This is a genomic window from Citrobacter sp. CK188 (assembly GCF_030333525.1).
In the GTDB taxonomy this organism is placed as follows: domain Bacteria; phylum Pseudomonadota; class Gammaproteobacteria; order Enterobacterales; family Enterobacteriaceae; genus Citrobacter_B; species Citrobacter_B koseri.
Map to the genome: position 1 here is coordinate 56901 of NZ_JAOWFU010000036.1, position 17426 is coordinate 74326.

A 17426-nucleotide genomic window follows, 5' to 3' on the forward strand; every position below is an offset into this window, starting at 1 on the left:
AGACAATGCTGCAAAATATTCGAATTGTGCTGGTGGAAACCTCTCACACCGGCAATATGGGTTCTGTTGCCCGCGCCATGAAAACAATGGGTTTAACAAACCTGTGGCTGGTAAATCCGTTGGTCAAGCCGGATTCCCAGGCTATCGCGCTGGCGGCTGGCGCCAGCGATGTGATCGGCAATGCGCAGATCGTCGATACGCTCGATGACGCGCTGGCAGGGTGTAGCCTGGTGGTCGGCACCAGTGCGCGTTCCCGCACGCTGCCGTGGCCGATGCTGGACCCGCGCGAATGCGGTCTGAAAAGCGTGGCGGAAGCCGCGAATACGCCGGTTGCGCTGGTCTTTGGCCGCGAGCGCGTTGGTCTGACCAACGACGAACTGCAAAAATGCCATTACCATGTGGCGATTGCCGCAAACCCGGAATACAGCTCGCTCAACCTGGCGATGGCGGTACAGGTGATCGCCTACGAAGTGCGTATGGCCTGGCTGGCAACGCAGGAAAACGACGAGGCGGCGGAACATGAAGAGATGCCATATCCGCTGGTGGACGACCTGGAACGTTTTTACGGCCATCTGGAGCAGACGCTGCTTTCAACCGGCTTTATCCGTGAAGGCCATCCGGGGCAGGTCATGAACAAACTGCGTCGTCTGTTTACGCGCGCGCGCCCGGAAAGCCAGGAACTGAATATCCTGCGCGGCATTCTTGCTTCTATTGAGCAGCAGAATAAAGGCAAGTAAGCGTGTTGATGCCGGATGGCTGCACGATTTGCAGGCCGAATATTGTAGGCCGGATAAGCGAAGCGCCATCCGGCAAACAGAAACGGCACTGAAGGTTAAATACCTGACTAAATTAGTCAAGTAAATAGTTGACTGATTTAGTCGGGAATGTCAGACTTGACCCTGCTATGCAATACCCCCATTTTACAATAAAAAACCCCGGGCAGGGGCGAGTTTGAGGTTAAGTAAGACATGAGACTGACATCTAAAGGGCGTTATGCCGTGACCGCAATGTTGGACGTTGCGCTCAACTCCGAAGCGGGCCCGGTACCGTTGGCTGATATTTCTGAACGTCAGGGAATTTCCCTTTCTTATCTGGAACAGCTGTTTTCACGTTTGCGTAAAAATGGTCTGGTTTCCAGCGTACGTGGCCCAGGCGGTGGTTATCTGTTGGGTAAAGACGCAGGTAGCATCGCGGTTGGCGAAGTGATTAGCGCTGTTGACGAGTCGGTAGATGCGACCCGTTGTCAGGGCAAAGGCGGCTGTCAGGGCGGCGATAAATGCCTGACGCATGCGCTGTGGCGTGATTTGAGTGACCGTCTGACCGGTTTCCTCAACAACATTACCTTAGGCGAACTGGTGAATAACCAGGAAGTTCTGGATGTGTCTGATCGTCAGCACACCCATGACGCGCCACGTAGCACCCGCACGCAAGACGCAATCGACGTCAAACTGCGCGCGTAATTTACCCGCCCTGTTTCGGGGCGCTGCTGCGTTGGCCGCGCTTGTTCATCCCGGTCACTTACTTATGTAAGCGCCTGGGCTTCACAAGCTTGTCGCCTTGCTGCACCGCAAAACAGTTAGGGTAAAAAATTATAATAGATTTCAGAATCAGGCCGGGGCGTTTACTCGCCCCGTGTACTCGGTCGTACATCCAGCCGGTTGCCTGATTCCTTGCATTGAAGCGATGTACGGAGTTTATAGAGCAATGAAATTACCGATCTATCTCGATTACTCCGCAACCACGCCGGTGGACCCGCGTGTTGCCGAGAAAATGATGCAGTTTTTGACCCTGGACGGAACCTTTGGTAACCCGGCCTCTCGTTCACACCGTTTCGGCTGGCAAGCTGAAGAAGCGGTAGATATCGCCCGCAACCAGATCGCAGAACTGGTTGGCGCCGATCCGCGTGAAATCGTCTTTACCTCCGGTGCGACTGAATCCGACAACCTGGCGATTAAAGGTGCGGCCAACTTTTATCAGAAAAAAGGCAAGCACATCATCACCAGCAAAACCGAGCATAAAGCCGTGCTGGATACCTGCCGTCAGCTTGAGCGCGAAGGGTTTGAGGTTACTTACCTGGCGCCGCAGAGCAACGGCATTATCGATCTGAAAGAACTTGAAGCGGCGATGCGTGATGACACCATTCTTGTGTCCATCATGCACGTTAACAACGAAATCGGCGTGGTGCAGGATATCGCGACCATCGGCGAAATGTGCCGTACGCGTGGCATTATCTACCACGTTGACGCCACCCAGAGCGTGGGCAAACTGCCTATCGACCTGAGCCAGCTGAAAGTAGACCTGATGTCCTTCTCCGGCCACAAAATCTATGGCCCGAAAGGGATTGGCGCGCTGTATGTGCGTCGTAAACCGCGTATTCGTATCGAAGCGCAGATGCACGGCGGCGGTCACGAGCGCGGTATGCGTTCCGGTACGCTGCCTGTACACCAGATCGTCGGTATGGGCGAAGCTTACCGTATCGCGAAAGAAGAGATGGAAACCGAGATGGCGCGTCTGCGCACGCTGCGTAACCGTCTGTGGAACGGCATCAACGATATCGAAGAAGTTTACCTGAACGGTGACCTGGAACAGGGCGCGCCGAACATTCTCAACGTCAGCTTTAACTACGTTGAAGGCGAATCCCTGATTATGGCGCTGAAAGATCTGGCGGTGTCTTCAGGTTCCGCCTGTACGTCCGCAAGTCTGGAACCGTCCTATGTGCTGCGCGCACTGGGCATGAATGACGAGCTGGCGCATAGCTCTATCCGTTTCTCTTTAGGTCGTTTCACTACTGAAGAAGAGATCGACTACACCATTGAGCTGGTGCGCAAATCCATCGGTCGTCTGCGTGACCTTTCCCCGCTGTGGGAAATGTTCAAACAGGGCGTGGATTTGAACAGCATCGAATGGGCTCATCATTAATCGGTATCGGAATCAGGAGAATTTATAATGGCTTACAGCGAAAAAGTAATCGATCATTACGAGAATCCACGCAACGTGGGTTCCTTTGACAACAGCGACGAAAACGTAGGCAGCGGCATGGTGGGTGCACCGGCTTGCGGCGACGTGATGAAGTTGCAGATTAAAGTCAACAATGAAGGTATCATTGAAGACGCGCGTTTCAAGACTTACGGCTGCGGTTCCGCTATCGCGTCCAGCTCCCTGGTCACCGAATGGGTGAAAGGGAAGTCTCTGGACGAAGCGCAGGCGATTAAAAATACCGATATCGCAGACGAGCTTGAACTGCCTCCGGTGAAAATTCACTGCTCCATTCTGGCAGAAGACGCAATTAAAGCCGCTATTGCGGATTACAAAAGCAAACGTGAAGCAAAATAAGAAGAGTTGAGGTTGTTATGTCGATTACACTTAGCGACAGTGCTGCAGCGCGAGTAAATACCTTTCTGGCAAACCGTGGTAAAGGGTTTGGCCTGCGCCTGGGGGTGAGAACTTCCGGCTGTTCAGGTATGGCTTATGTACTGGAATTTGTTGATGAACCGGCGGCAGAAGACACCGTGTTTGAAGACAAAGGCGTAAAAGTCGTGATCGACGGTAAGAGCCTGCAATTTCTGGACGGTACGCAGTTAGACTTCGTAAAAGAAGGTCTGAACGAAGGGTTTAAATTCACCAACCCGAACGTAAAAGACGAGTGTGGTTGCGGCGAAAGCTTCAACGTGTAACGTGCTTACCGATAACCCCACCGTGGTCACCTGCGCGTGGGGTTTGTTTTACCTGACTCCCTGAAACATCAGAGAGTCGATGCCCTGAGAATGTTATGGACTACTTCACCCTCTTTGGCTTGCCAGCCCGCTATCAACTCGATACCCAGGCGCTGAGCCTCCGTTTTCAGGATCTTCAACGTCAGTATCACCCTGATAAATTCGCCAGCGGTACACAGGCTGAGCAACTCGCCGCCGTACAACACTCCGCGACCATTAATCAGGCCTGGCAAACGCTGCGTCACCCTTTGACGCGCGCCGAATATTTACTGTCACTACACGGCTTTGATCTGGCCAGCGAGCAGCATACGGTGCGCGATACCGCGTTTTTGATGGAACAGCTGGAACTGCGTGAAGAGCTTGATGAAATAGAACAGGCAAAGGACGAAGCGCGACTGGAAAGTTTCATCAAGCGCGTGAAAACAATGTTTGATACCCGCCATCAGCTGATGGTGGAACAGTTGGACAACGAGACGTGGGACGTGGCGGCGGACACCGTGCGTAAACTGCGTTTTCTCGATAAACTGCGAAGCAGCGCCGAACAACTCGAAGAAAAGCTGCTCGATTTTTAATTCCCGGAAGCGAATATGGCCTTATTACAAATTAGTGAGCCTGGTCTGAGCGCTGCGCCGCACCAGCGTCGTCTGGCGGCAGGCATCGATTTAGGTACTACCAACTCATTGGTTGCGACCGTTCGCAGCGGCCAGGCAGAAACGCTGGCCGATCACGACGGTCGCCATCTGTTGCCGTCAGTCGTTCACTATCAGCAGCAGGGCCACACGGTCGGTTACGCGGCGCGTACGAACGCGGCGCAGGACACGGCTAACACCATCAGCTCGGTAAAACGCATGATGGGCCGCTCGCTGGCGGATATTCAGACGCGCTATCCCCATCTGCCGTATCAGTTCCAGGCCAGTGAAAATGGTCTGCCGATGATTGAAACGGCGGCAGGTCTGCTCAACCCGGTACGTATTTCTGCCGATATCCTGAAAGCGCTGGCGGCGCGGGCGACGGAAGCGTTGTCGGGCGAGCTGGATGGCGTGGTTATTACCGTGCCCGCTTACTTTGACGATGCACAGCGTCAGGGAACGAAAGACGCGGCGCGTCTGGCGGGGCTGCACGTCTTGCGTCTGCTCAATGAACCTACGGCGGCGGCGATCGCCTACGGTCTGGACTCCGGCAAAGAAGGCGTTATCGCGGTTTACGACCTCGGCGGCGGCACCTTCGATATCTCTATTTTGCGCCTGAGTCGCGGCGTGTTTGAAGTGCTGGCGACCGGCGGTGATTCCGCGCTCGGCGGCGACGACTTCGACCATCTGCTGGCCGATTACATCCGTGAGCAGGCGGGCATTGCCGATCGCAGCGATAACCGCGTCCAGCGTGAACTGCTGGATGCCGCCATCGCGGCAAAAATCGCGCTGAGCGATGCCGATTCCGTTAGCGTCAATGTGGCGGGCTGGCAGGGCGACATCACCCGTGAACAGTTTAATGACCTTATCGCCGCTTTAGTTAAACGTACTCTGATGGCCTGTCGCCGCGCATTGAAAGATGCGGGCGTTGAGGCGCAGGAGGTGCTGGAAGTGGTGATGGTCGGCGGCTCCACCCGTGTGCCGCTGGTGCGCGAACGCGTGGGCGAATTTTTTGGTCGTCCGCCGCTGACGGCAATCGACCCGGATAAGGTCGTCGCCATTGGCGCGGCGATTCAGGCGGATATCCTCGTCGGCAACAAGCCGGACAGCGAAATGCTGCTGCTGGACGTGATTCCGCTGTCGCTGGGGCTGGAAACCATGGGTGGCCTGGTGGAGAAAGTGATCCCGCGTAACACCACCATTCCGGTGGCGCGCGCGCAGGACTTTACCACTTTTAAAGATGGTCAGACCGCGATGTCGATCCATGTCATGCAGGGCGAGCGCGAGCTGGTGCAGGATTGCCGTTCGCTGGCGCGCTTCGCGCTGCGCGGGCTCCCGGCGATGCCAGCGGGCGGGGCGCATATCCGCGTCACCTTCCAGGTGGATGCCGATGGCCTGCTGAGCGTCACCGCGATGGAGAAATCCACCGGCGTTGAGGCGTCTATCCAGGTCAAACCGTCTTACGGTCTGACGGACAGCGAAATCGCCACCATGATTCAGGATTCAATGAGCTTTGCCGAGCAGGATGTAAAAGCCCGTATGCTGGCAGAGCAAAAAGTGGAAGCGGCGCGCGTGCTGGAAAGCCTGACCGGCGCGCTCGCTGCTGATGCCGCGCTGCTAAGCGCCGCAGAACGTCAGGTCATTGATGATGCCGCCGCGCACTTGAGCGAGGTTGCGCAGAGCGATGATGTTGACGCGATAGAACAAGCCATTAAAAACGTAGACAAACAAACCCAGGAATTCGCCGCTCGTCGCATGGACAAATCTGTTCGTCGCGCGCTGCAAGGCCATTCCGTGGACGAGGTTTAATATGCCAAAGATTGTTATTCTGCCTCATCAGGATCTCTGTCCCGATGGCGCAGTTCTGGAAGCTGAGACCGGCGAAACCATTCTTGACGTTGCCCTGCGTAACGGTATCGAGATTGAACACGCCTGTGAAAAATCCTGTGCCTGCACGACCTGCCACTGCATCGTGCGTGAAGGTTTCGATTCCCTGCCGGAAAGCACGGAAGACGAAGACGATATGCTGGATAAAGCCTGGGGTCTGGAGCCGGAGAGTCGTTTAGGCTGTCAGGCGCGCGTCACCGATGAAGATTTGGTGGTCGAAATCCCACGTTACACAATCAACCATGCACGCGAGCATTAACAGAGGGTAGTATGGGACTGAAGTGGACTGATAGCCGCGAAATCGGCGAGGCGCTGTACGACACGTTCCCCGATCTCGATCCTAAGACCGTTCGTTTCACCGACCTGCATCAATGGATTTGCGATCTTGAGGATTTTGATGATGACCCGCAGGCATCAAATGAAAAGATCCTTGAGGCTATCCTGCTGGTCTGGCTGGACGAAGCTGAATAAATAAACGGGCTGCCCACGGGTGGCCCGTTTTCCTGTATGCGCGAAGAAGGAAAAGAACAATGACTGAAGCGATGAAAATTACGCTCTCCACCCAACCGGCTGACGCTCGCTGGGGAGACAAAGCCACATACAGCATCAATAACGACGGCATTACCCTGCACCTGAACGGTAAAGATGACTCCGGTTTAATCCAGCGCGCGGCGCGTAAAATTGACGGACTGGGCATTAAACACGTACAACTGACCGGCGCTGGCTGGGATGTGGAGCGTAGCTGGGCATTCTGGCAGGGTTACAAAGGGCCGAAAGGCAGCCGCAAGGTCGAGTGGCCAGATCTTGACGATGAGAAGCAGAAGGAACTGGACAACCGTCTGGCGATCATTGACTGGGTGCGTGACACCATTAACGCGCCGGCGGAAGAGCTGGGGCCGGAACAGCTGGCGCAGCGTGCCGTTGATCTGCTGTGCAGCGTCGCGTGCGATCACGTCTCTTACCGCATTACCAAAGGCGAAGATCTGCGCGAGCAAAACTACATGGGGCTGCATACCGTTGGCCGGGGTTCCGATCGCGCGCCGGTGCTGCTGGCGCTGGATTACAACCCAACCGGCGATAAAGACGCGCCGGTTTACGCCTGTCTGGTGGGCAAAGGCATTACCTTTGACTCCGGCGGTTACAGCATCAAGCAAAGCGCATTTATGGACTCGATGAAGTCCGATATGGGCGGTGCGGCAACGGTAACGGGCGCGCTGGCATTTGCGATTACCCGTGGTCTGAACAAACGCGTGAAGCTGTACCTGTGCTGCGCGGATAACCTGATCAGCGGCAACGCGTTTAAACTGGGCGATATTATTCATTATCGCAACGGTAAGAACGTGGAAGTGATGAACACTGACGCGGAAGGGCGCCTGGTGCTGGCGGATGGCCTGATCGACGCCAGCGCGCAAAAACCAGAGCTGATCATCGATGCGGCGACGCTGACCGGCGCCGCGAAAACCGCGCTGGGTAACGACTACCACGCGTTGTTCAGTTTTGATGACGCGCTGGCGGGGCGTCTGTTGGCGAGTGCGGCAGAAGAAAACGAACCGTTCTGGCGTCTGCCGCTGGCGGAGTTCCACCGCAATCAGTTGCCTTCTAACTTTGCGGAACTGAACAATACCGGTAGCGCGGCGTATCCTGCCGGGGCGAGCACCGCAGCGGGCTTCCTGTCGCACTTTGTCGAAAACTACCAGCAGGGCTGGCTGCACATTGACTGCTCTGCAACCTACCGTAAAGCGCCGGTTGAGCAGTGGTCGGCAGGGGCGACCGGTTTGGGTGTGCGCACCATCGCTAACCTGTTAACAGCATAATTATGTAGGCCGGATAAGCGTTAGCGCTATCCGGCAAGATAACGGCGGGGGCGCTTCGCTTACCCGCCCTACACGCATCTCTATTGTGATCCTTATGTCCGAAACAAAAAACGAATTAGAAACCCTGCTGGAGAAGGCGGCGACTGAACCCGCGCATCGTCCGGCATTTTTCCGTACCTTACTGGAGTCCACCGTCTGGGTGCCAGGCACAGCGGCTGAAGGCGAAGCGATTGTTGACGATAGCGCGCTGGATTTGCAGCACTGGGAAAAAGAAGACGGCACGACGGTCATCCCGTTTTTTACCTCTCTGGAAGCCTTGCAGCAGGCGGTAGAAGACGAGCAGGCATTCGTGGTGATGCCGGTGCGCACGTTATTTGAAATGACGCTCGGCGAAACGCTCTTCCTGAACGCAAAACTGCCTACCGGTAAAGAGTTTATGCCGCGTGAGATCAGCCATCTGATCGGCGAAGAGGGCAATCCGCTGAGTACACAGGAAGTGCTGGAAGGCGGTGAATCGCTGATTCTGTCTGAGGTGGCGGAACCACCTGCGCAGATGATCGACTCCCTGACCACGCTGTTTAAAACCATCAAACTGGTTAAGCGCGCCTTTCTTTGCACTATTAAAGAGAGCAATGACGCTCAGCCGAATCTGTTGATTGGCATCGAAGCGGATGGCGACATCGAAGAGATCATTCATGCGGCGGGCAGCGTGGCGACTGATACCTTGCCCGGCGATGAACCGATTGATATCTGTCAGGTGAAAAAAGGTGAGCAGGGCATCAGCCACTTTATTACCGAGCACATCGCGCCGTTCTACGAGCGCCGCTGGGGCGGGTTCCTGCGCGATTTTAAACAGAATCGGATTATCTGATCCCGGTAGCCGGATGGCGTTAACGTCATCCGGGACAACCCGCACTGTAGGCCGGATAAGCGCAAGCGCCATCCGGCACATTACAAAACGTTAGGCCGGCTCTACCGGTAAATCATTACGCGCGCCCCATTCGCTCCATGCGCCGTCATACAACGCGACATTGGGCACATCCAGCGTGGCGAGCGCCAGCACCACGACCGCCGCGGTGACACCTGAACCGCAGCTGGCGATAATCGGTCTGTCAAAACTGACGCCGTGACTGAAGAAAATGACGTCCAGTTCATCGGTCGTTTTTAATTCCCCTTCACGCACCAGCTCTGTCCAGGGCACGTTCAACGCGCCGGGAATATGGCCACGCTTCAGACCCGGACGCGGTTCATCGGCTTCGGCATTAAACCGTGGCGCCGGGCGGGCATCAACGATTTGCGCGGTTCTTTCATGGCTCGCCAGGAGTACATCGGTCAGACGCACAACCTTCTCCGCCGTGAATTTAACGTCAAATTCCCCTTCCGGGAGTTCCACTTCGCCTTCCTGAAGCGGCAGCTCATCGCGCTGCCAGCCTGCCAGACCACCGGCAAGAATTGAGACGTTTTCTACGCCAAACGTTCGCAGCATCCACCACGCGCGCGGGGCGGAAAACAGGTTGCCTTCATCGTAGACCACCAGATGTCTGTCCTGGTGTACGCCCAGTTCACGCATCGCCACGGCGAAGGCTTCCGGGCGCGGCATCATGTGCGGCAGCGGCGAGGTGTGATCGGAGAGCGCTTCAATATCGAAAAAGAGTGCTCCGGGGATGTGGCCTGAACGATATTCACCCGCAACATCCCTGTCTTCCTGTCCGGGAGGCGCCATGCGGGCGTCGATAATTTGAATTTGCGGATCGTCGATATGCTCTGCCAGCCAGTCGGCGGCGACAAACCAGGAGGTGGACATAGGCGTCTCCATCTTTTGCCATAATAATGCCAAATTGTCGGACGTTTACCGCAAAGGGACAAGTAAAAGAGGCTGATTTGGCTGGTGAAACCACATTTCTGATGAAAAAATCAGAACTTATATAACGAATACTGGCTTTCACAACGGGAAATCTCACGCATAATAGTTACTCTACGTTGCTAACGGGCCACTGTGGCCAGGGATGAAAGAATGAAACACATACGCGTAGCCGCTTGCATGCTTATGCTGGCGTTGGCGGGGTGCGATAACAACGATAACGCGCCAACGGCGGTGAAAAATGATGAGACGCCCGCCGCGCAATCCGCTCCGACGAAAGATCCGGCACAACTGCAAAAGCTGGCGCAACAGAGCGAAGGTAAAGAACTGACGCTGCTGGACGCCTCCGAAGTCCAGTTGGACGGCGCGGCGACGCTGGTGCTGACGTTCTCCATTCCGTTAGATCCTGAACAAGATTTTGCCCGAACCGTGCATGTGGTCGATAAAAAAAGCGGCAAGGTTGATGGCGCCTGGGAGCTGTCGCCGAATCTGAAAGAGCTGCGCTTGCGCCACCTGGAACCCAACCGCGATCTGGTGGTGTCCGTTGAACGTGATTTAACGGCGCTGAATAAAACCGCTTTTGGCCGCGCGTATGAAAAAACCATTACCACGCGGGACGTTCAGCCGAGCGTCGGCTTTGCCAGCCGTGGCTCGCTGCTGCCGGGAAAAGTGGTGGAAGGTTTGCCGGTCATGGCGCTGAACGTGAACGACGTGGATGTAAACTTCTTTCGCGTGAAGCCTGAGTCGCTGGCGGCATTCGTCAGCCAGTGGGAATACCGCAATGCTCTTTCGAACTGGGAATCTGACAACCTGCTCAAAATGGCGGATCTGGTCTATACCGGGCGTTTTGATCTCAATCCTGCGCGTAATACGCGTGAAAAACGCCTGCTGCCGCTGAGTGACATTAAGCCCCTGCAACAGGCGGGCGTGTACATTGCGGTAATGAATCAGGCCGGACATTACAACTACAGTAATCCTGCCACGCTCTTTACCCTCAGCGACATTGGCGTTTCCGCCCACCGTTATCACAATCGCCTTGATATCTTTACGCAGAGTCTGGAAAACGGCGCGGCGCAGCAGGGGGTTGAGGTTGCTCTGCTTGATGAGAAAGGTCAGACGCTGGCGCAAGCCGCCAGCGATGCGCAGGGGCATGTACAGCTGGAAAATAGTCAGCAGGCGGCGCTGTTGCTGGCGCGAAAAGACGGGCAAACCACGCTGTTGGATCTGAAACTGCCCGCGCTGGATCTGGCGGAGTTCGCGATTGCGGGCGCGCCGGGCTACAGCAAGCAGTTCTTTATGTTCGGCCCGCGTGATCTGTATCGTCCTGGGGAAACGGTGATCCTCAACGGACTGCTGCGCGACAGCGACGGTAAAACCTTGCCCGATCAGCCCGTCAAACTGGAAGTGGTAAAGCCGGACGGTCAGGTGCTGCGCACCGTTGTCAGCCAGCCTGAAAACGGGTTATACCGCTTTACGTATCCGCTGGATAGCGGTGCGCCAACCGGCATGTGGCACATCCGCGCGAACACGGGCGATAACCAGCCCCGGATGTGGGATTTCCATGTCGAAGATTTTATGCCGGAGCGAATGGCGCTTAATCTCAGCGCGCAGAAAACGCCGTTAGCCCCGTCGGAGGAAGTGACGTTCTCCGTTGTTGGTTACTACCTGTACGGAGCGCCTGCCAATGGCAACACGTTACAGGGGCAACTCTTCCTGCGCCCGCAGCGTGAAGCGGTACAGGCGCTGCCGGGCTTCCAGTTTGGTGATATTGCGGAAGAAAACCTTTCCCGCAGCCTGGACGAAGTCCAGCTTACGCTGGATGAAAATGGCCGTGGCGACGTCTCCGCCAACAGCCAGTGGCAGGAAGCGCATTCGCCGTTACAGGTGATCCTACAGGCAAGCCTGCTGGAATCAGGCGGTCGCCCGGTCACTCGCCGTGCGGAACAGGCTATCTGGCCTGCCGATACCTTGCCGGGTATTCGTCCGCAATTCGCCTCTAAAGCGGTGTATGACTATCGTACTGACGCCACGGTTAACCAACCCATCGTGGATGAGGGCGGTAACGCCGCCTTTGATATTGTCTACGCCGATGCGCAAGGCAATAAAAAAGCCGCTTCGGGTTTGCAGGTTCGTTTGATCCGTGAACGGCGCGATTACTACTGGAACTGGTCGGAAAGCGAAGGCTGGCAGTCGCAGTTTGATCAAAAAGATCTGGTTGAAGGGGAGCAGACGCTGGATCTCAGCGCCGATGAAACGGGCAAGGTGAGCTTCCCGGTTGACTGGGGATCGTATCGTCTCGAAGTGAAAGCCCCGAACGATGCGATCAGCAGCGTGCGCTTCTGGGCAGGTTACAGCTGGCAGGATAACAGCGACGGCAGCGGCGCGGCGCGCCCGGATCGCGTCACCCTGAAGCTGGATAAACCCACCTATCGTCCTGGGGACACCATCAAACTGCATGTCGCCGCGCCGGTGGCGGGTAAAGGCTACGCGATGGTGGAATCAAGCGACGGCCCGCTCTGGTGGCAGGAAATAGATGTACCTGCCGAGGGCCTCGACCTGTCAATTCCCGTCGATAAAGCCTGGAATCGACACGATCTCTACCTGAGCGCGCTGGTTGTGCGTCCGGGCGATAAGTCGCGTTCAGCGACGCCGAAACGCGCGGTTGGGCTGCTGCACCTACCGTTGGGGGATGAAAATCGTCGTCTGGATCTGACGCTGGAAAGCCCGGCTAAAATACGTCCAAACCAGCCGCTGACGGTGAACGTCAAAGCCAGCGCTAAACATGGCGAAACGCCAAAACAGATCAACGTACTGCTCTCTGCGGTGGACAGCGGAGTGTTGAATATCACCGATTACGTTACGCCAGATCCGTGGCAGGCATTCTTCGGGCAAAAACGCTATGGCGCGGATATTTATGATATCTACGGTCAGGTGATTGAAGGGCAGGGACGTCTGGCGACGCTGCGTTTTGGCGGCGACGGCGATGAACTCAAACGCGGCGGCAAACCGCCGGTCAACCATGTCAACATCGTGGCGCAGCAGGCGCTGCCGGTCACGCTTAATGAGCAGGGCGAAGGTTCCGTTACGTTACCGATTGGTGATTTTAACGGCGAGTTACGCGTTATGGCCCAGGCATGGACGGCAGAGGACTTCGGCAGCAGTGAAAGCAAGGTGATTGTTGCCGCTCCGGTTATTGCGGAGCTGAATCAGCCGCGCTTTATGGCGGGCGGCGATACTTCGCGCCTGACGCTGGATGTCACTAACCTGACAGACAAACCGCAGACGTTGACGATTGAACTCGCCGCCAGTGGGTTACTGGAACTGGTGAGTCAGCAACCTGCTCCGGTAAACCTGGCGCCGGGCGTGCGTACGACCTTGTTTATCCCGGTACGCGCAAAAGAAGGGTTTGGCGAGGGAGAATTGCAGGCCACGCTGACCGGCCTGAACCTGCCTGGCGAGACGCTTCCCGCCCAGCATAAGCAGTGGAAAATTGGCGTGCGTCCGGCCTGGCCTGCGCAGACGGTAAATAGCGGAACGGTGCTTCAGGCGGGGGAAACCTGGCATGCGCCCGCCCAAAATCTGGAGAACTTCTCGCCGGTAACGTTGCAGGGGCAGTTGTTGCTTAGCGGCAAACCGCCGCTGAACCTGGCGCGCTATATTCGGGAGCTGAAGGCTTATCCGTATGGTTGTCTGGAGCAAACTGCCAGCGGCCTGTTCCCGTCGCTCTATACCAACGCGGCGCAACTGAAGACGTTGGGGATCGCGGGTGATACCGATGAAAAACGCCGTGCGGCAGTTGACACGGGGATCTCCCGGATGCTGCAAATGCAGCGTGATAACGGCGGTTTTGCCCTGTGGGATAACAACGGGCCGGAAGAATACTGGCTTACCGCATACGCGATGGATTTCCTCGTGCGCGCTGGCGAGCAAGGGTACAGCGTTCCGGCCGATGCGATTAACCGGGGAAATGAACGCCTGCTGCGCTATTTGCAGGACCCGGGCATGATGTCGGTTCGCTATAGCGACGATACCCAGGCCAGCAAATTTGCCGTTCAGGCGTATGCGGGACTGGTGCTGGCGCGTCAGCAAAAAGCGCCGCTTGGCGCGCTGCGTGAAATCTGGGAACGCCGGAGTCAGGCCGCGTCGGGCTTGCCGCTTCTGCAACTGGGCATTGCGCTGAAAAATATGGGCGATGCCAGCCGCAGTGAACAGGCGCTGACGCTGGCGCTGAACACGCCGCGCCGTGACGCGCAGCAATGGATGGCGGATTACGGTAGCCCGTTGCGTGATAACGCGCTCATGCTGTCGCTGCTGGAGGAAAATAAACTGCAACCCGAGGCGCAAAATACGCTGCTGACGACGCTTTCTGAACAGGCATTTGGTCAGCGCTGGCTTTCGACGCAGGAGAGTAATGCGCTGTTCCTTGCTGCGCGCACGCTACAGGATCTGCCGGGGACATGGCAGGCGCAGACTTCGCTCGCTGATCAGCCGTTGACGGGCGATAAAGCGCAAACGCGTAATCTGGATGCCGATCGGCTTTCCGTGTTGCAGGTGACCAACAGCGGCGACCAACCGCTGTGGCTGCGTCTGGACAGCAGCGGATACCCGCAAACGGCGCCCGTACCTGCCAGTAATGTGTTGCACATCGAGCGCCAGATTCTGGGAACCGATGGTCAGAGTAAATCGCTCAGTTCCCTGCGCAGCGGTGAGCTGGTGCTGGTCTGGCTCGAAGTGAAAGCGAGTCAAAACGTGCCAGACGCGCTGGTGGTCGACCTGCTGCCTGCCGGTCTGGAGCTGGAAAACCAGAACCTGGCAAACAGCAGCGCCAGCCTGCAGGACAGCGGCAGTGAAGTGCAAAACCTGTTAAATCAGATGCAGCAGGCGGATATTCAGCATATGGAATTCCGTGACGATCGCTTTGTCGCGGCGGTGGCGGTTAACCAGGGGCAGCCGGTGACGCTGGTGTATCTGGCGCGCGCGGTGACGCCAGGAACCTATCAGGTTCCTGTCCCGCAGGTGGAGTCAATGTATGTTCCACAGTGGCGGGCGACGGGATCAACCGAGGGGCTTTTGATTGTCACGCCATAAATGATCGTCCTGCGCAGTCTACGCGGTGGCTGGCGCTGGCTGGCCATCGCTCCATTTCTGATGATTCTGACAGTCTGGGCGGCGGACAAAATCTGGCCGCTGCCGCTGCATGAGGTCAATCCGGCACGGGTGGTGGTGGCGCATGACGGCACACCGCTGTGGCGCTTTGCCGATGCGGAGGGGATCTGGCGCTATCCCGTGACGATTGAAGACGTTTCTCCCCGCTATCTTGACGCGTTAATTAATTATGAGGATCGCTGGTTCTGGCAGCATCCGGGCGTGAATCCGTTTTCGGTACTGCGTGCCGCCTGGCAGGATCTGTCGTCAGGACGCGTGATTTCCGGCGGCAGTACGTTGACCATGCAGGTGGCGCGACTGCTGGACCCGCATCCGCGAACCTTTGGCGGTAAATTTCGCCAGCTCTGGCGCGCGCTCCAGCTGGAGTGGCACCTGTCCAAGCGCGATATTCTGACGTTGTATCTGAACCGTGCGCCGTTTGGCGGAACGTTGCAGGGCATCGGCGCCGCCAGTTGGGCTTATCTGGGTAAACCACCAGCGCAACTGAGCTATTCGGAAGCGGCGTTGCTGGCGGTTTTACCGCAGGCGCCGAGCCGCTTGCGTCCCGATCGCTGGCCGGAACGCGCGCAAGCGGCGCGCAATAAAGTGCTGGAGCGGATGGCGGCGCAGGGCGTATGGTCGGCCCGGCATGTTCAGGAGGCCCGCGAAGAACCCGTCTGGCTGGCGCCCCGACAAATGCCGCAACTGGCGCCGCTGTTCTCACGCATGATGCTGGGCAAAAGCAACAGTGACAAAATCGTCACCACGCTGGATGCCGGGTTGCAGCGTCAGCTTGAAGAGCTGGCGCAAAACTGGAAGGGGCGGCTTCCGGCGCGCAGTTCGCTGGCGATGATCGTTGTCGATCATACCGATATGAGCGTGCGTGGTTGGGTTGGATCGGTGGATATGAATGATGACAGTCGTTTTGGTCATGTGGATATGGTCACTGCGATCCGATCGCCGGGATCGGTGCTTAAACCCTTTGTCTATGGGCTGGCGCTGGATGACGGGTTGATCCATCCCGCCTCGCTGTTACAGGATGTGCCGCGCCGTACCGGCGATTATCGTCCGGGAAACTTTGACAGCGGGTTTCATGGCCCCGTCAGCATGAGCGAAGCGCTGGTGCGTTCGTTAAATTTGCCTGCGGTACAGGTACTGGAAGCATATGGCCCAAAACGTTTTGCGGCAAAACTGCGTAACGTTGGCCTGCCGCTGTATCTGCCTGCGGGCGCGGCCCCTAATCTTTCCCTGATTCTGGGCGGCGCGGGCGCAAGGCTTGACGAGATGGTGGCGGCATACAGTGCGTTCGCCCGTCATGGCAAGGCGGCAACATTGCGCTTGCAGCCAGAGGATTCGTTGCAGGAGCGTCCGCTGATGTCGCCGGGCGCGGCCTGGATCATCCGGCGGGTGATGGCCGATGAAGCGCAGCCGTTGCCGGATAGCGCCCTGCCGCGCGTAGTGCCGCTCGCCTGGAAAACCGGCACCAGCTATGGCTATCGCGACGCATGGGCGATAGGCGTTAGCTCCCGCTATGTGACTGGCATCTGGACGGGCAGGCCCGACGGCACACCCGTTGCCGGACAGTTTGGTTTTGCCAGCGCGGTGCCGCTGCTTAATCAGGTGAATAATATGCTGATGGCGCGCGCCGCGACGCAGCCTGAAGATCCGCGTCCGGCGTCGGTGAGCCGGGGCGTTATCTGCTGGCCGGGCGGACAGGCGCTTTCGGCGGGAGACAATAACTGCCGCCGTCGACTGGCGACCTGGCTGCTGGAAAACAGCCAACCACCGACGCTGCTGTTACCTGAACAGGAAGGGATTAGCGGCATTCGTTTTCCTGTCTGGCTGGATAATGACGGAAAACGCGTCGCCGCCGATTGCGCCCAGGCGCGGGAGCAGACGTTGATTGTCTGGCCGTTGCCGCTGGAGCCCTGGTTGCCCGCTGCTGAACGCCGCGCTGCGCGACTACCGACGGCTTCGACGACCTGCCCGCCGCTGGGGCAGGATGCGCCTTTACCTCTACAGTTAACGGGCGTGCGTGATGGCGCGATAGTGAAACGGTTACCTGGCGCTTCCGGGGTGGATTTATCGATTCAGAGCAGTGGTGGCGCGGGGGCGCGCTGGTGGTTCCTCAATGGTGAGCCGTTGGGAGAACGCGAGCGGAATATTACGTTACATCTTGCCGAAAAAGGCGAGTATCAATTACTGGTTATGGATGCCGCTGGACAGATTTCTGCGCTGCGATTTACTCTGCAATAGACCTGATAGCAACAGTTTGTTGCTAATACTCATCTTATTTTAAAAAAATGTTACCTTCATCCATAGGCAATAACCCGGATGCTCTTTATAATCCGCGCCAGGTCGTACAAGCATATATACA

The 17426-nt window shown here is 57.1% G+C and carries 14 protein-coding genes; 13 read left to right on the forward strand and 1 reads right to left on the reverse strand.

All coding sequences use genetic code 11. The features are described 5' to 3' along the window. The first annotated feature begins 5 nt into the window (after window positions 1–5). From trmJ to sseB, 11 genes are all read left to right on the forward strand, one after another. Entirely contained in the window at window positions 6–737 is a 732-nt protein-coding gene (gene trmJ / locus OGV67_RS17880) for a tRNA (cytosine(32)/uridine(32)-2'-O)-methyltransferase TrmJ (RefSeq protein WP_115614559.1), read from the forward strand. A 231-nt stretch (window positions 738–968) separates the two neighbouring features. Next, a complete protein-coding gene (iscR, locus tag OGV67_RS17885) occupies window positions 969–1460 on the forward strand; it encodes a Fe-S cluster assembly transcriptional regulator IscR (protein WP_012131246.1) in 492 nt (163 codons plus the stop codon). A 244-nt stretch (window positions 1461–1704) separates the two neighbouring features. After that, window positions 1705–2919: a cysteine desulfurase gene (gene iscS, locus OGV67_RS17890; protein WP_115614560.1), complete on the forward strand. Its 1215-nt coding sequence runs from the start codon at window positions 1705–1707 to the stop codon at window positions 2917–2919. Between the two features lie 27 nt (window positions 2920–2946). Beyond that, window positions 2947–3333, forward strand: coding sequence for a Fe-S cluster assembly scaffold IscU (gene iscU, locus OGV67_RS17895; RefSeq protein WP_002913991.1), 387 nt, complete (start codon window positions 2947–2949; stop codon window positions 3331–3333). A 17-nt stretch (window positions 3334–3350) separates the two neighbouring features. Then, window positions 3351–3674 (forward strand): iron-sulfur cluster assembly protein IscA, encoded by a 324-nt coding sequence (iscA, locus tag OGV67_RS17900; RefSeq protein ID WP_004104506.1) that lies wholly within the window; start codon window positions 3351–3353, stop codon window positions 3672–3674. 95 nt (window positions 3675–3769) lie between these two features. Next, window positions 3770–4285: a co-chaperone HscB gene (gene hscB, locus OGV67_RS17905; protein ID WP_115614561.1), complete on the forward strand. Its 516-nt coding sequence runs from the start codon at window positions 3770–3772 to the stop codon at window positions 4283–4285. Window positions 4286–4300: 15 nt separating this feature from the next. After that, a complete protein-coding gene (gene hscA / locus OGV67_RS17910; protein WP_115614562.1) occupies window positions 4301–6151 on the forward strand; it encodes a Fe-S protein assembly chaperone HscA in 1851 nt (616 codons plus the stop codon). Between the two features lies 1 nt (window position 6152). Continuing rightward, window positions 6153–6488 carry an ISC system 2Fe-2S type ferredoxin gene (gene fdx, locus OGV67_RS17915; protein WP_012131251.1) on the forward strand — a complete coding sequence of 112 codons (336 nt, stop codon included), beginning with the start codon at window positions 6153–6155 and terminating at the stop codon, window positions 6486–6488. Between the two features lie 11 nt (window positions 6489–6499). Beyond that, the gene (gene iscX, locus OGV67_RS17920; RefSeq protein ID WP_049010617.1) at window positions 6500–6700 is read left to right on the forward strand and encodes a Fe-S cluster assembly protein IscX; all 201 of its coding nucleotides are present in this window, start codon (window positions 6500–6502) and stop codon (window positions 6698–6700) included. A gap of 59 nt (window positions 6701–6759) precedes the next feature. After that, window positions 6760–8043: an aminopeptidase PepB gene (gene pepB / locus OGV67_RS17925; RefSeq protein ID WP_049010618.1), complete on the forward strand. Its 1284-nt coding sequence runs from the start codon at window positions 6760–6762 to the stop codon at window positions 8041–8043. Window positions 8044–8137: 94 nt separating this feature from the next. Next, complete coding sequence (gene sseB / locus OGV67_RS17930) at window positions 8138–8914, forward strand: enhanced serine sensitivity protein SseB (RefSeq protein ID WP_012131255.1); 777 nt, start codon at window positions 8138–8140, stop codon at window positions 8912–8914. Window positions 8915–9004: 90 nt separating this feature from the next. Here the strand turns inward: sseB and sseA are convergent, their stop codons facing one another. Next, complete coding sequence (gene sseA / locus OGV67_RS17935) at window positions 9005–9847, reverse strand: 3-mercaptopyruvate sulfurtransferase (RefSeq protein WP_024130118.1); 843 nt, start codon at window positions 9845–9847, stop codon at window positions 9005–9007. 210 nt (window positions 9848–10057) lie between these two features. Here sseA and OGV67_RS17940 point away from each other — a divergent pair, with 210 nt between their 5' ends. Further along, a complete protein-coding gene (locus OGV67_RS17940; protein WP_115614563.1) occupies window positions 10058–14992 on the forward strand; it encodes an alpha-2-macroglobulin family protein in 4935 nt (1644 codons plus the stop codon). Next, the gene (gene pbpC / locus OGV67_RS17945) at window positions 14993–17305 is read left to right on the forward strand and encodes a peptidoglycan glycosyltransferase PbpC (RefSeq protein WP_115614564.1); all 2313 of its coding nucleotides are present in this window, start codon (window positions 14993–14995) and stop codon (window positions 17303–17305) included. The last annotated feature ends 121 nt before the right edge of the window (window positions 17306–17426 follow it).